Source organism: Pseudoalteromonas sp. McH1-42, assembly GCF_022347845.1.
GTDB classification, from domain to species: domain Bacteria; phylum Pseudomonadota; class Gammaproteobacteria; order Enterobacterales; family Alteromonadaceae; genus Pseudoalteromonas; species Pseudoalteromonas rubra_D.
Window position 1 is genome coordinate 1 of sequence record NZ_JAKRFU010000044.1, and the last position, 17,234, is coordinate 17,234.

General features: G+C 51.9%; 4 protein-coding genes. All 4 read left to right on the forward strand.

Annotated elements, in window-relative coordinates; all coding sequences use genetic code 11:
- Positions 1–1,862, forward strand: a 1,862-nt coding sequence (locus MHN31_RS23640) for a non-ribosomal peptide synthetase (protein ID WP_239445487.1), incomplete at its 5' end; no start/stop codon positions are given.
- Positions 1,862–5,386 (forward strand): amino acid adenylation domain-containing protein, encoded by a 3,525-nt coding sequence (locus MHN31_RS23645; RefSeq protein ID WP_239445488.1) that lies wholly within the window; start codon positions 1,862–1,864, stop codon positions 5,384–5,386. The genes MHN31_RS23640 and MHN31_RS23645, both read left to right, overlap by 1 nt.
- Positions 5,386–15,393, forward strand: coding sequence for a non-ribosomal peptide synthetase (locus tag MHN31_RS23650; protein WP_239445489.1), 10,008 nt, complete (start codon positions 5,386–5,388; stop codon positions 15,391–15,393). The genes MHN31_RS23645 and MHN31_RS23650 overlap by 1 nt, the downstream gene beginning before the upstream one ends.
- On the forward strand, positions 15,393–17,234 hold a 1,842-nt coding region (locus MHN31_RS23655; RefSeq protein WP_239445490.1), incomplete at its 3' end, for a condensation domain-containing protein. The genes MHN31_RS23650 and MHN31_RS23655, both read left to right, overlap by 1 nt.

A 17,234-nucleotide genomic window follows, 5' to 3' on the forward strand; every position in this document is an offset into this window, starting at 1 on the left:
GTATTCACGAATTATTTGAGCAGCAGGCCGCAGCGGCTCCGGAGCAGATTGCACTGCGCTTTGGTGAGCAGACTCTGAGCTATGGTGAGCTTAATAGCAAAGCCAACCAAGTGGCCCATTATCTGCGCGCGGAGCACAATATCGGACCGGATTCGTTAGTGGGCTTGTGTGTCGAGCGCTCGCTGGAAATGGTGATAGGGATTTGGGGTATTCTCAAAGCCGGTGGTGCCTATGTACCGTTGGATCCGAACTACCCGCAATCGCGTCTGGCTTATCTGGTTGAGGATGCGCGTTTAGATGTGGTGTTAAGTCAACAGAATGTTGCAGAAGGGATAACACTGGGGTATGCTAACGTCGTTTTACTGGACACACCAGAGTCACATAATCACGACATATTTTCAGCTTATCCTGCGCACAATTTAACGCGGGCAGAAACCGGCGTGTCGGCCCAGAGTCTGGCTTACCTGATTTACACTTCAGGGTCGACCGGCAAGCCGAAGGGCGTGATGATTGAACATGGCAATACCGTGGCAATGTTGCAGTGGGCGAAACAAGCCTACAGCGATGTTGAACTGGGCAAAGTGCTGGCCTCGACGTCACTGAACTTTGACTTGTCGATTTACGAGTTGTTCTTGCCACTGTGTTTTGGTTATCAGAGCGTGATTGTACAAAATGCCATGACGCTCGCTGAGCAGCAGTTAGATATCAGTATGATCAATACTGTGCCATCGGCGATGAAGGCATTGCTGGAAGTGGGCGCGGTACCTGAAGGGGTGAAAGTCATTAACCTCGCAGGTGAGCCGCTGACTGCGCAGCAGGTAAATCAGATTTTAGAGGCCTGTCCGGGTGTGGCGGTATGCAACTTATATGGTCCGTCGGAAGATACTACCTATTCAACAGCGGCACGTTTTACCACCGCATTGGATCAGGTGCCGGACATTGGCCGGGTAATCGCCAACAGCCAGGCGTATGTGTTGGGGAGTGCTCAGGAGCTGCTACCGACCGGCAGTGTGGGTGAGCTCTATCTGGGTGGTGCTGGTGTTGCACGGGGTTATTTAAATCGCCCTGAACTGACGGCCGAACGTTTTATTGATAACCCTTACTATGAAGCGGAGGGAGTCAATAACAGCAAGCGCTTGTACCGCACCGGCGATTTGGTGCGTTATCGCGAAGATGGTCATTTTGAATTTATTGGACGAATAGATGACCAGGTTAAGATCCGGGGCTTCAGGATTGAGTTGGGGGAAATCGAGCATCGCCTTAATACTCACCCGGATGTGGCGACATCCCTGGTGATGGCACGTGAACACAGCGATGGTGGACATTATCTGGTGGCCTATCTACAGCCTTGTCTCACATGTGAGACAAGAGAGGAAGTCGATAATGTGACACGGCAACAAGCCTGGTTAAGCGACGTGAAAAGTGCGCTGGAAGGCGACTTACCGGCGCACATGATCCCAGGCCAGTTCGTGTTGATAGATGAGTGGCCGCTGACGCCAAATGGAAAAATAGATAAAAAAGCCCTGCCAGCACCGCAAGGTATGTTGGCAGGTCAGGAATACATTGCACCGCAAAGTGAGACAGAGCATGCCCTGGTGGCAATTTGGGCGGAGCTGCTCGATCTGAACAAAGAGCAGATCAGTACCAGCGCCAACTTCTTTGAGTTGGGCGGTCATTCGCTCTATCTGATCAAGCTGGCGGGGGCAATTAAAACCCAGTTCGAAATCGAGCTGACATTACGGGAAATTTACGACGCTGCAGAATTAGCGGTCCTTTCGAAGGTAATTGAGAGCAAGCAGGCACAAAAATATCTCGAAGACAAAAAAGCCAATGAATCGGTAATGATGAGTGGAACACTATAATGATTGCACAATTAGTTAAATCGGCAGCAGACCAAGGCGTTTATCTGTATGCCAAAGAGGGCGCGTTACATTTTGACCTGACGGTGAGCGAATTTCCGGCCACACTGAAACAGGACATCATCGCAAACAAGGCAGAGATCATTGCATTTCTGTCTCATGCAGAAGGGACATCTGGCAATGCGCAGGGGCCGCAACCCGGACATTATCCGGATGGCTGTGTGCTCTCTTATACCCAGCAGCGCTTCTGGCTGCTGGAGCAAATGCAATCCGGGCAGAGTCAGTATAACATGCCAGTTGCGCTGAATGTGGAAGGCGCACTGGAGCTGACTTTGGTTGAGAAGGTGCTTAGCACCATAGTGACGCGTCATCAGATTTTGCGCACTGTCTATCGAGAGCAGGATGATGCAGTACGCCAGCATGTGCTTCCAGAGCACGATTTTACGCTGGGCTTTGTCGATCTCAGCGACAGTCAGGGAGAACAGCAGCAGGCACAGTTGTCACAGTGCCTGCTTGAAGAAGCACAGCGCCCATTTGACTTGACTCAGCAGTTGTCTATCCGTGGACAGTACGTGAAACTGCAGGGAACTGGTCATGATCAGCGCGGTGTGTTACTGCTAACGCTGCATCATATTGCTTCCGACGGCTGGTCGATGGATGTGCTGATCAATGAGTTTGTGACCTTATACCGGGCTTTTGCGGCCGATCAGGTCAACCCGTTGCCTGAGCTGGAGTTGCAGTACGCTGACTTTGCCGTTTGGCAGAAAGACAGAATGCAGGGCGGCGAGTTTGAGAAGCAGCTGACATTCTGGCAGCAGACACTGGAAGATGCGCCACTGACACATAGCCTGCCAACCCAGCATCATCGTCCTGAAGTAAAGCAGACTCAGGGAGCGCATGTTACCGCTACGTTGCCAGCGTATGTGGCACAGCAGTTAGGCGCGGTTGCCAAACAGGCCCAGCTGAGCCCGTTTATGTTGATGCACGCTGTTTTGGGTGTAGTACTAAGCCGTCATAGCAATCAGTCAGACATTGTTATTGGCACGCCGGTGGCAAACCGTGCCGATGAGGCGCTTAGCCCGCTCATTGGTTGTTTCGTCAACACCCTGGCTTTGCGCCTTGATACCCGCCACAACACATTGGAAGCGTATCTCGCTCATGTACGTCAGGTACATATGAACGCACAGGTGAATCAGGATGTGCCTTTTGAGCAGCTCATTGATGCGCTGAACTTGCCACGCACTTCATCATACACACCTTTGGTGCAGATCATGCTGACCACCAATGATAAGTTTACTGATGGCAACGATGAGTCGGCCCTGATGGCACTGCCAGATGTGAGCCTGTCACCGCTGGAAGGCAGTCATCCGGCGATCAAGTTTGATCTTGAAATTGCGCTGAATATTAGCGACAACCAGGTTGAGACCATCTGGAACTATGATGTGGCTCTGTTTGATGCTGAATTTGTTGAGCAGCTGAGTGAGCACTTTAATAATGCCTTGATCGCGCTTGCGGATATGTCGCCTCAGACGCGTCGTGCCTTGCCACTAAATCGACTGTCTATTTTGGGTGATAAGCTGGAATCCTATTTGATCAACGGCCTGAATAACAATGCGGCAGATTATCCGGTCGATAAGTGTATTCATGAGGTGTTTGAAGAACAGGCGCTGCAAACCCCAGATCAGCTTGCCATTAAATTCGGCAACAAACAGCTGACCTATCGCGAACTGAATGAGCGTGCCAACCAGCTGGCGCACTTCCTGATCCGTGAATATCAGGTGACGCCGGATACCTTCATCGGCTTATGTGTTGAGCGCTCGCTGGAAATGATCATCGGTACACTGGCCATTCTTAAAGCCGGTGCAGCCTATGTACCATTGGATCCGGCTTACCCGCGTCAGCGCGTAACTTACATGATGGAAAACTCCGGCGTTAAAATTATCCTCTCTACCCATTTTATTATTGAGCAGCTGGATTTAACCGATTACCACAGTATCTGCATTGACGGCTTGGGTAATGAGCAAGTGGTGCAAACGTTTGTCGATTATTCGACCCACAATCCAAGAGAGCTGGTAGCTGGCCTGACATCTTCAAACTTGGCCTATGCCATTTACACTTCGGGGTCGACTGGCAAGCCAAAGGGTGTGCTGCTTGAGCACAAAGGGATAGTGAATATCGCGTTTAACCACCGTCACTATCTGAAAGTGGATGGACAAAGCAAAGTATTGCACTTTGCATCTATGAGTTTTGATGCCGGCACCTGGGAGTACGTGATGGCACTGTTGAGTGGGGCCACTTTGGTGATTGCCGACAGTGTTCAGCGTCTGTCTCCGGAGAGTATAGGTCAGCTGCTGCACAGTGAAGCCATTACTCATGTATTATTGCCACCGGCATTCCTGGCCATGATGGAGTTTCGTGATGACTTGGCGCTTAAAGCGCTGGCAGTAGGGGGTGAAGCCTGTGACCAGGAAGTGGTTGAACAGTGGGGCGGTGCGTACCGGATGGTTAATGCTTATGGCCCGACTGAGATCTCCATTTGTGCCACCTGGGCAGAGTTACGTCCCGGACAGAAAGTTACTATAGGTAAGCCTCTGAAAAACACCAGTGCCTTTGTGCTGGATAGTAACCTTGCCTTGCTATCGCCGGGCGTGGTGGGTGAGCTGTACATCAGTGGTGTGGGACTGGCACGCGGTTACCACCAGTTAGCGGAGCAAACCGCAGAGCGATTTGTCTCTAACCCTTATTTCGATGGGCACAATAAATGTGTAACCGAAACCTTGTATAAAACAGGAGACCTGGTTCGATATCTGCCGGATGGCGAGTTGGAATATCTGGGTCGGATCGACCAACAGGTTAAGATCCGCGGCTTCAGGATTGAGATCAGTGAAATTGAAGGCTTGCTGGCCGACTGTCTTGATGTCGACGCGGCAGTGGTGACTGTTGCGACCAGTGCAACGGGTGCCAAACACTTAGTGGCGTATGTTCAATTGAACAACAAAAATGCCAAAAATAGTGTCTCTGGTCATGAAAATATTAATGATGATAAAGCGATTATCCAGCGCATTAAGACGGAGCTGGCCGACAAACTGCCGGATTATATGGTACCCGGGATGTTTGTTCCGGTCTCTCAATGGCCACTGACCAGTAACGGCAAGATTGATAAGCGTGCGCTGCCAGAGCCTGATTTAGCGGCTGTTGAAGGTGAATACATTGCACCCGAAACACACAGTGAACAACGCCTGGTTGCCATCTGGGCGCAATTACTGCATTTGCAGGAAAGTGAGATAAGCACCTCAGCCAATTTCTTTGCTTTGGGTGGCCACTCCCTGCTGGTTAGCAAGCTGGTCAGAGCGATTACATCGGACCCGGAATTACAGCTACAACAGATAGACATGCAGGACATTTTTACGGCGCAGTCACTGGCCCAGCTGGCCCAGCATATTGACTTGCTGCGAATGCAACAGCTCAATGCGCAGGCGGCAGACAGTATCTGCGATCAGGATTTAGTTGAGGATGGTGAGATTTAATGAATGTACATCAGGCTTTCGAGTTAGCGATATCACAGGGCGTTCATCTGTATGTCGAGCAGGGCAAACTCAAGTTTAAAGCAGCAAAAGGCAGTATGACTGATGAGTTGAGAAGCGCACTTAAGGAAAACAAAACTCAGCTTATTGAGCTGTTGAGCCAACAGGCAGCAAAACCAAATGCGTTAACCCAACCTACAGGCAGCATTCCTGCTCTGGGGTTAACACAAAGCGTTTTATCTTTCTCACAGACGCGATTGTGGTTTTTAGAGCAACTACGAGGGCCTTCGGCCGAGTACAATATCCCGCTTGCACTGGATGTGCAGGGTCGTGTGGATTTGGCGGCCGTAGAAGATGCATTCAACGATATTTTGGCGCGCCATACTATTTTGCGCTCCGGTTACTATGATTCTGAGGATGGGCCAAGGCAGACTATCCGCGATGATGTGGCGCTTAATATTCGCTGCATCGACTTGTGTGGCAGTGACGACCTGGCGTCAGAAGTGGCTGCACACATTGAGCACGATACTCTGGCGCCATTTGATCTGACAACAGATATGTTGTTCAGAGTGACCTATTTGTGTACGCATAAACACAGTGATGGCACACAACAGGGCGTATTACTACTGAATATGCATCACATAGTGTCAGATGGCTGGTCCATGGAAATTCTGACCCGCGAGTTTGTTCAGGCCTATCAAGCAAGAGTATCCGGGCAGGTTGCGAACCTGGCGCCATTGCCATTGCAATATAATGATTATGCGCACTGGCAGCGCGAGCACCTGACTAAAGAGGCGCTTGCCGAGCAGCTCACCTACTGGCAAAAAACGCTGGCCGATGCGCCGGCGGTTCACGGTATTACCCCTGACTTTGAGCGCCCGGCGACTAAGCAGCTTTATGGTGCACTGGTACGCAGCGAGTTATCCGCGAGTCAGGCGCAGGCTTTACAACACTTAGCCCGTCAGCAGCAACTGACACCGTTTATGCTGATCCACAGCGCACTGGCTTATGTGCTGTCACGTCATAGCAACAGCAGTGATATTGTGATTGGTACGCCCATCGCCAACCGTGGTCACGCAGAATTAGAGGGGTTGATTGGCTACTTCGCTAATACGCTGGTGCTGCGGTTGAATACTGAGCAGGCCAGCCTCACAGACTACTTTGCGCATGTAAAATCCGTACACCTTGGCGCTCAGGCTAATCAGGATGTGCCTTTTGAGCAGTTGGTCGAAAAGCTCAATGTACCTCGCAGCGGTGCTCATGCACCGCTGTTTCAGATCATGCTAACCACTAACACGGATTATGGTGTCAGGGAGCAACAACTGGCACTGGATGGTCTGCAAATCGCTCAGCGCCCTGCCAGCAGTGTGACTACGAAATTTGATTTAGAAATAGAAGTGGCATTGAACGAGCAGGGCGTGGCGATAGAGATCACTTACGATACTGCTTTGTTTAGTGCGCAGCGTGTCAGCACTATTGCTAACCACTTAAATACCGTACTTTCGCAACTGGCAGCATTGACCCCGGCTGAGTTATCAGTCAAGCCCAATACCTTGAACCTGCTGTCCGACACTGAGCGACAACAACAATTGCTGGATTGGAATGACACAGCGTTAGATTACCCTCGTGAGCGTTGCGTGCATGAACTGTTTGAGCAGCAAGCTAAAGCCACGCCAGAAGCCATCGCGTTGCGCTTTGACGGACGCACCATGAGTTATGACACGCTCAACACCAAGGCCAACCAATTGGCTCATTATCTGCGTACTGAGCATGCGATTGGTCCGGACGCATTGGTTGGCTTATGCACTGAGCGCTCATTTGAAATGGTGATTGGTATCTGGGGGATCCTCAAGGCCGGCGGCGCTTATGTGCCACTGGATCCGGAATTGCCATCAGGTCGGCTGAACTATTTGGTGGAGGATGCCAGCGCCAGAGTGGTGCTGAGCACACAAGGGATCATTGAACAGGTATCGCTGGGCGATGCGGCGGTCATTGCGCTGGACAACTTCGACTTCGAAGCCAATCCGGGATCGAATATTCCGGTTAGCGACATTGGCCTGACGGCACAGAACCTGGCGTACACTATTTATACCTCAGGCTCGACGGGTAAGCCCAAAGGCGTATTACTCGAACATCAGGCGTTGCATAACCGCATCGACTGGATGGACAATGAGTACGGGTGTCAGCCGCAGGATAAAATCTTACAAAAAACCCCCTACAGCTTTGATGTCTCGGTATGGGAGTTTGTCTGGCCCATGCTTAAAGGGGCCGAGTTGGTGATTGCCAAGCCGGGTGGACACAAAGATCCGGCTTACCTCAATGAGCTGATTGTCGCAACTGGTGTGACCAAACTGCACTTTGTGCCTTCCATGCTGGGCGTGATGCTGGAACATGGCGACCTGGCCACGTGCAGTTCAATTGAACAGGTGTTTTGTAGTGGTGAAGCCCTGCAAATCAGTCATGTTGAGCAGTTTAAGGTATTGTTACCTACCGCGCAGTTGCATAATCTCTATGGCCCGACAGAAGCGGCCATCGACGTTAGCTACTGGGATTGCGCGATGCCCCATGGCAGCAGCATCCCCATTGGTAAACCTATCCAGAATATTCAGTTATATATACTGGACGATGCGCTTAACTTGTTGCCACAGGGCGCGTGCGGTGAGTTACATATTGGCGGTGAAGGCCTGGCAAGAGGTTACCACAACCGCCCTGAGCTGACCGAAGAGCGCTTTATCAATAATCCGTTTTATCCGCAAAGCGCCAGCAAACGCCTGTATAAAACCGGCGATCTGGTGCGTTTTCGTGAAGATGGCAACATCGAATACATGGGTCGTCTGGACCATCAGGTCAAGATCCGGGGTCAGCGTATTGAGCTGGGTGAAATCGAATATCACATTGGTGAGCATGAACAGGTTGATTCTGCACTGGTGATGGCACTGAGTGATGACAGAGGCAATCAGCGACTGGTAGCCTATGTTAAGCCGAACAGTGAGTTGACGGATGAGGCACAGCAGGCCCTGATCGCCTCAGTGCAAAGTCAGCTGAGCGAGTCGCTGGCCGATTATATGGTGCCATCGAATTTCGTGGTACTTAACGAATGGCCGCAAACGCCAAACGGTAAAATTGATCGTAAAGCACTGCCAGTACCGCAAAGTTTGGGCTATGAAGTTGAATATCTCGCCCCGGTTACTGAGCAGGAACAAGCTCTGGCAGCGCTATGTGCTGAGCTGTTAAATCTGGAACCTGGTGAAGTCAGCATGGCGGCTAACTTCTTCGAATTGGGCGGTCATTCTCTGATGGTGATGGAGCTGGTCAGCCGGTTGAAAAAGCAAGGCCTGAGTACGTCGGTGCAGGCACTGTTTAACGCTCGAGTGCTGGGTGAGATGGCCAAAACCATCACAGACGCGGACAATCAGAGCGAGCCTGAATTACCGCAAAATGGCATTCCTGCACAATGTACCCAGATCACGCCGGATATGGTGACGTTAACCGCTTTAACTCAGAGCGAGCTGGATACACTGAGTGAGCGTGTTCCAGGTGGGGCCGCTAATATTGCAGATATCTATCCGCTGGCACCTTTGCAGGAAAGCATATTCCTGGTTCACAGTGCGACGGAAAAATCCGACCCCTATGTCACCACTATCACGCTTGAGTTTGACAGCGAAGCTCAGATTGACAGTTTCGTTGCGCGCTTTAATCAGATCATTGCACGCTACGACGTGCTGCGCACTATGGTGGCCTGGCGCGAGTGTCAAGCCCCTTTACAGGTGGTACTGCGTCATTGTGAGCTGTTACCAAGCTGGTTGTCGTTCTCTGGTCAGACGGACGCCCGGGCAAAACTCGATGCCTATGTTGCCGAGGGCATACATCGTATGGATCTTGAGCTGGCACCTTTAGTGCAGTTGGAATTGGCTCATGATCCGGCCACGGATACTTACTGCGGGGTGCTCAAAGAGCATCACATTTTGCTCGATCACATCTCCGTTGAAATGATCATGGGTGAGCTGGCCATGGATGAGCAAGCTTTTGCACAGCTGCCTGATGCTTTGCCTTATCGACAGTTTATCGCCCAGACGCTACATAATGCGGAGCAACTGGATAGTCGCAAATATTTTACCGATCAGTTGGGTGATATTGAGACGCCCTGCCATCCATTTGGACTGGACAGTACCCGCGCTGATGATTTGTACTGCAATGAATTACACCGTGAACTGAGCCAGCAACAATCTTCGCAGATCCGCACTCTGATGCAGCAACGCGGTATGAGCCCGGCGGCATTTTTCCATCTGGCCTGGGCCATGGTGGTGTCGGCCTGTAGTCAGAGTCGGGATGTAGTATTTGGTACTGTGTTGTCGGGCCGAATGAGTGGCCAGCAGGGCATTGAGCAGATGATGGGGATGATGATCAATACCCTGCCTCTGCGCGTGAATCTGGCAGATGAAGCGGCGGATACTCTATTGAAGCAGGTCGATCAGGCCCTGCTCGGGTTGATGCCGTATGAACAGGCGTCGCTAACCCAAGCGCAGGCGTGTAGTGGTGTCAGTGGACAAACGCCTTTATTCAGTGCCATTTTCAATTATCGTCATTCCCGCCTGGCAGAAGCGACAGCACAAGGGGGCGCACAAGCCATCGCTGCTAAAGAGCGTACTAACTATCCATTTAATTTATGTGTGGATGACTGGGGCAAGGCGTTTTCCTTCAACCTGCAAGTTGATCGCTCAGTTGACGTAAACGCAATAGGCGAGTATGTGACGTGCGCCATCGACCAGTTGCTGCGTGCGTTGCATGACGAGTCTGACACTCCGGTGGCAAAACTCAGTGTCCTGAACGAGGCACAACAAGATGCGCTAATGCGCGCGAATGTATTACACGCCGTCGACACAGACACAACAAGCAGCATTCAGGCTCGATTTGAGCGTCAGGCAGCCAAATTTGGCGAGCGCACTGCACTGGTATATCAGCAAGAGTCGCTGACTTATCGCGAATTGAACGCGAGGGCCAATGCGCTGGCACACTATCTTATTGAAGCACACGATATCCGCCCGGATACGCTGGTAGGCCTCTGCGTGGGTCGTGGGGTCAACATGATTGTGGGCATACTGGCGATTCTCAAAGCCGGTGGTGCGTATGTTCCGCTTGATCCTAACTATCCGCAGGAGCGCCTCGACTTTATCTGTCAGGATGCGGGCGTGGCGCTGGTGCTGGGCGAAGATCAGGTGGCCGATGCGCTTGCACTTCAAGACACGCCTATTATCGACCTGAATCAGCTGGCATTGACGGGTTACAGCACGGATAACGTGCAGTTAACGACACATACTTCGGATAATCTGGCCTATGTGATTTACACCTCGGGCTCCACGGGTAAACCAAAAGGGGTGTTGCAAACGCACCGCAATGTCGGTCGCCTGTTTGATGTGACTCAGCCCGATTTTAACTTTAATGAAGACGATTGCTGGTGTGTGTTCCATTCCTTTGCTTTTGACTTCAGTGTCTGGGAGATCTGGGGCGCCCTGCTGTTTGGTGGCAAGCTGCTGATGCCAAGCCTGGATGAAGTCAAGGATAGTCAATTGTTTGTGGCTTTGTGTCAGCGTAACGCCCTGACTATTCTCAACCAGACGCCGAGTGCCTTTAAACAGCTCACCGAATATCTGGTGACGGCACAACAGGCCTTACCTTCGTTGCGCAGCATCGTATTTGGTGGCGAAGGGCTTACGCCAAGTCATGTTAGCCAGTGGTGGACGCACTTTGCACAGCAGCCAACTGAACTCATTAACATGTATGGGATCACAGAAACCACGGTGCATGTGACCTATAAACGTATAGAACCCAATGCGCCGATCAACATTGGCAGACCGCTGCGCGACCAGCACATCGTACTGCTCGATGATGCACTGAAACTGGTACCTGATGGGTGCGCGGGCGAAATCTATGTCGGTGGTGCAGGTCTTGCCCTCGGCTATCTTAACCGCGAAGCACTCAGTGCCGAGCGATTTATTGACAATCCATTCGACACCCAGCGTTACCCTTGGCTTGGGGAGCGTTTGTATCGCGCGGGTGATTTGGCCCGTTATGATGAAAACGGCGAGCTACATTATCTGGGTCGTCAGGACGATCAGGTTAAAATTCGCGGTCATCGTATTGAGCTGGGCGAAGTGGAAAATCGCATTGCTGAGCTGGCAATGGTGGACTCTGCTTTGGTGCAGGCTATGCCACTGGCGGATGACACGTTGCAACTGGTCGCCTATGTAAAAGCCGCAGAAGCCGATACAGATGAGACCTGGCTGAGCCAATTAAAAGCAGCGCTCGGTGAGCAATTACCTGCCTATATGTTACCGGGCGCCATTGTTACCGTGACTCAGTGGCCACTGACAGCCAATGGGAAAGTCGACAGACGTGCGCTGCCAGCGCCGGATGCCGGACTGGGCGAGCAAACGTACGTTGCGCCGCGCAATGACACTGAATACACCCTGGTTGGGATCTGGGCTGATTTACTTAAACTGGAGCATGGTCAGGTCAGCGTAGAGGCCAACTTCTTCGAGCTGGGAGGACACTCTCTGTTGCTGATGAAGCTGCTGGCCGGGATCCGAACTCAGCTGCAATGCGAGCTAAGTGTTAAGGATATCTTTGCCGCAACGACCATCGCACAGCAGGCTGAACGTGTTGCACAGCAAACTGATGTCGTGGTGCAGCCACCCATTGTGGCGCAGCCGCGTGAAGACAATGCACACCTGCCACTGTCGTTTGCTCAGCAGCGCTTGTGGTTTATCGACAAGCTCAATGGCAGCAGTGCTGAGTACAACATGCCGGTGGCCTTTGATGTGGATGGTGTATTAGATCTGGATGCCGCCCAGGGGGCGTTGAATAGCCTGGTTGCGCGTCATGAAGCATTGCGCACGGTTTATCTGGAGCAGGATGCCGAGCCGGTGCAGCAGATCCGCAGCCACGGCGCGCTGACCCTGACTTTGCAGGATTTAAGTGAGCTGAGCGAACGCGCCAAAACAGACCGGCTTAACCAGCTGCTAAGCGAAGATGCGCTGACGCCATTTAAACTGGACAGCGATTTGATGCTCCGCGCTCAGTATGTCCTGCTTAATTATGCCGATCATAACCAACCTCAGCGTGGCGTACTGGCATTTAATATGCACCACATTGCCTCGGATGGGTGGTCGGTGGAGTTGTTGTCTAACGAGTTTATGGCACTCTACGAAGCGCTCGTCTCGGGCACTGAGGCTGCGTTACCACCTTTGGCTATCCAATATGCCGACTATGCAATCTGGCAGCGTGACTGGCTGAATAACGCGCAAGGCGGCGCCAAAGCGCTGGAAACGCAACTCAATTACTGGCGCGAAACCCTGAACGATGCGCCGGCCGTGCATGGTCTGCAACTGGATAAGCCGCGCCCGGAAGAAAAAGCGTTCAGTGCCAAAGGCTTCACTAGCTTGTTGCCAGGCACGCTGAGCCAGGGACTTAAAAGCTTTGCTGAAGCGGCCCGGATCACGCCATTTATGCTAGTGCACAGTGCATTGGCTTATGTGCTGTCGCGCCACAGTAATCAGCACGATATTGTGATTGGTACACCGGTGGCGAATCGTGCGCAACCGGAAGTGGCTGACCTCATCGGCTATTTTGCCAATACGCTGGTACTGAGAGTCAGTACTCGTCATCATAATTTGGGCGATTACCTTGAGCACGTCAAAGAGGCCCATATTGGTGCCCAGTCACATCAGGATGTGCCGTTTGAACAGTTAGTTGATGCCTTACAAATCCCACGATCTACGGCCTATAGCCCGGTGTTTCAGATCATGCTGACTACCAATTCAGAATTTGCGTTGGCTGACAGTTCTGGGCAACAGTTGGCTGGGCTGGAGTTCACCCCTAGGCTGCCGGAGGCCTGTACCACCAAGTTTGATATCGAAATTAACATTGACTTGGATGATGCCGGACTGACCGTTAACTGGTTGTATGACACTGGACTATTTAGCGAGCAGCACATTGTGGCGTTGGATAAACACCTCCAGGGCGTACTCAGGTATCTGGCGCGTCTCACTCAGGCACAGCTGGCCAATCCGTTGGATACGCTGCCACTGTTGTCAGAGCAGGAGCGTTATGAGCAATTACAGCAGTGGAATGACACGGCCCGGGATTATACCCGAGAGGTGTGTGTTCATGAGCTGTTTGAGCAGCAAGTTGTCCGCGCACCTCAGGCTACGGCGCTGCGCTTTGGCGCACAGACAATGAGTTATGAAACGCTCAACAGTAAAGCCAATCAGCTGGCCCACTATCTGCGCAACGAACATGGCGTGGGTGCGGATGCTCTGGTCGGACTGTGCGTGGAGCGCTCCTTTGAAATGGTCATCGGGATCTGGGGTATTCTCAAAGCCGGCGGTGCGTATGTGCCGCTTGATCCAGAGCTGCCCAGTGCCAGACTGGCATATCTGGTGGAAGATGCTCGAGCCAGCGTCGTGCTGAGTACCCAAGAGGTCGCTGCGCGTGTCGCGCTGGGTGAAGCGCAGGTTGTTGAGCTCGATGGCTTTGACTACGATGCTCATAGTGATACTAACATCACAGTGAGCGATATTGGTCTCAGTGCAACTAATCTGGCTTATACCATTTATACCTCTGGCTCCACTGGCATGCCAAAAGGCGTATTGCTTGAACATCAGGCGCTGCATAACCGCATCGACTGGATGGATGAAGAGTATGGCTGTGGACCTCACGACAAGATATTACAAAAAACGCCTTACAGCTTTGATGTGTCGGTATGGGAATTTGTCTGGCCCATGCTCAAAGGGGCTGAGTTGGTGATTGCCAAGCCAGGTGGCCACAAAGACCCGGATTACCTGAGTGACCTGATCGTCGAAGCAGGCATCACTAAGCTACATTTTGTACCCTCTATGCTGGGTGTGATGCTGGAGCATGGTGACTTGAGTCGTTGTACTTCAATCAAACAAGTATTCTGTAGTGGTGAAGCATTGCAGATCAGCCATGTAGAGCAGTTCCGGGCCGTGTTGCCTTGTGCGCAGTTACACAATCTTTATGGTCCAACTGAAGCGGCCATCGACGTCAGCTACTGGGATTGTTCTCAGCCTTATGGCAGTAGTGTGCCCATTGGTAAGCCAATTCAGAATATCCAGCTCTATGTACTGGATGACGCACTCAACCTGTTACCACAGGGCGCATGCGGTGAATTACACATCGGCGGAGACGGTCTGGCGCGCGGCTATCATAATCGCGCAGATCTGACCGAAGAGCGCTTTATTGCTAACCCATTTTATGATGACAGCGAAGCGGGTAGCAGCCAGCGTCTCTACAAAACGGGCGATTTGGTGCGTTATCGCAATGACGGCGTCATCGAATACATGGGTCGTATTGACCATCAGGTGAAGATCCGCGGGTTGCGTATCGAACTGGGCGAAATTGAGTATCACATCGGTGAGCACAGTGAAGTGGACTCAGCACTGGTTATGGCGCTTGAGGATACGCAGGGTAATCAGCACCTGGTGGCCTATGTGAAGCCGCATACATTGGGCGATGAAGCGTCTCAACAGGTATTGATCGATGCTATCAAGTCACAACTCGGTGACGCCCTGGTTGAATATATGATCCCAGCCAGTTTTGTATTGCTGGATGAGTGGCCACAAACTCCGAACGGCAAAATCGATCGTAAAGCGCTGCCTGTCCCGGAGCATGCCGGATTGGGCGGCGAGTATATTGCGCCACAAACCGATACTGAGTTGGCTTTGGTGGCCATCTGGTCTCAGGTGCTGGGCCTGGATGAAGGGCAAATTAGTACCCAGGTGAGCTTCTTCTCTCTGGGCGGTCAGTCTCTGCTGGTGATTAAGTTGATGAAAGACATCGAAAGTCGGTTTGACTGCACACTGACTATCAAACAGTTATTTAAGTACACCTCGGTGGCTGAGCAAGCCGTGCAGCTCGATGAGTTGCTGGCCGCTAAAGCACTAAAAGCTAAGTTAGAACAATCAGATAATGTAGAAAGGATTGTGTTTTAATGAAACCGCAACAGTTAGTAAGTCTGCTTCAGGACAAGTTGATTTTGGTGAGTGTCTCTGACGGGTCGCTCGTAGTCGAAGCTGAAAAGGGCGCAGTCACCGCAGAGATAGCGCAGCTGATCAGAGATAATAAAACACAATTGCTGGCTTATTTGAGTGACAGCGAAGCACAACCTAAGCGCGAGGCCGTTACGCCGCGCGCTGAGCAATATCAGACCTTAGCACCGCTGTCGTTTTCACAGCGCCGGTTATGGTTTATCGACCAGCTGCAACAGGGCTCGGCACAATATAATATGCCTGCCGTGATGACAGTCACCGGGGAGCTGGATCTGGCGGTGGCTGAGCGTGCCTGTCAGGCCATTATCCGCCGTCATGAAATACTGCGCACAGTGGTGGTTGATGGTGAAAACGGAGCCCGGCAGCATATTCGTGACGAGGTGACCTTTGCTATCGCCCACAGCGATTTGACCACACTGGAAGCAAGTGCTCGTTCGGCGCAGCTCGAAGCCTTGATTGATGAGGAGCTGAATACCCCGTTTGATCTGACACAGGATGTGATGATGCGGGCACGTTATATTTTGCTTGCAAATCCGGGGAGCGCGCAGCAAGACGGGGTGTTGCTGTTCAATATGCATCATATTGCGTCTGATGGCTGGTCAATTGAATTGCTCAGTCAGGAGTTTCTGACTCTTTATCGGGCGTTTGCACAAGGGGCAGAGAATCCTTTGCCTGAACTGGCCATTCAGTACGCCGATTATGCGCTATGGCAGCAAACCTGGTTGCAGGAAAACGTACTGGAATCACAGTTATCATACTGGCAGGAAACATTAGCCGACGCGCCCTCGGTCCATAGCTTGCCGCTGAAACAACCACGCCCGGAAGAAAAACAAACGGCTGCCGGGTGTCAGAGTTTTAGTCTTAACAGTACGCTAAGCCAACAGCTCACGACCGTGGCGCAGCGTAACGAGATGTCGCCTTTTATGCTGGTACACAGTGCGTTGAGCTGGGTGCTGGCACAACACAGTAATCAGCAAGATATTCTGATCGGCACACCGGTCGCCAACCGATTGCAAAGCGAACTGGAGCCGCTGATCGGCTTTTTCGTCAATAATCTGGTGCTCAGAACTCAAACGCAACACGCTACGCTCGGTGACTATTTTGCTCACGTGCGTGAAGTGCATCGGGACGCGCAGGACAATCAGGATGTGCCTTTTGAGCAGTTAGTCGAGCGTTTAAATGTCGAGCGCAGCCTGTCGCACGATCCGCTGTTTCAGATCATGTTGTCCATGGACAGTGACTTTGGGGTGAGCGATCAGTCTGATGTTGGACTGGACGGACTGCGCTTTGGGCAGTACGAGCGCGAGATTGTGTCGCTGAAGTACGACATAGATATCGACATTACCCCACAGGACGGAGGCTACGTACTGCGCTGGACGTATGATCTGGCGTTGTTTGATGATGACTATATTGCAACTCTGAATCGTCATCTGATCCGGGCAATACACCTGTTCAGTAATAGCCTTGCCAGCACGGCGTTGGCTCAATTGACATTGATGGACACACAAGAGCAACAGGCCTATCTGGCAGATTTATGCGGGCCGAGCGTGACTTTGTCTGCGTTGCCGGTACACCAGCTCATTGAAACACGCGCCGCACAATGTGACGCGCGCATTGCCGTCAAGAGCCATGAGGGCACACTGACTTATCAGCAGTTGAATGAACGCGCCAACCAGCTGGCCCATTATTTACGGGCTGAGCATCAGGTAGGCCCGGATACGCTGGTGGGTCTGTGTGTGGGCCGCTCGCTGGAAATGATGGTGGCGGTGCTGGCCATCCTTAAA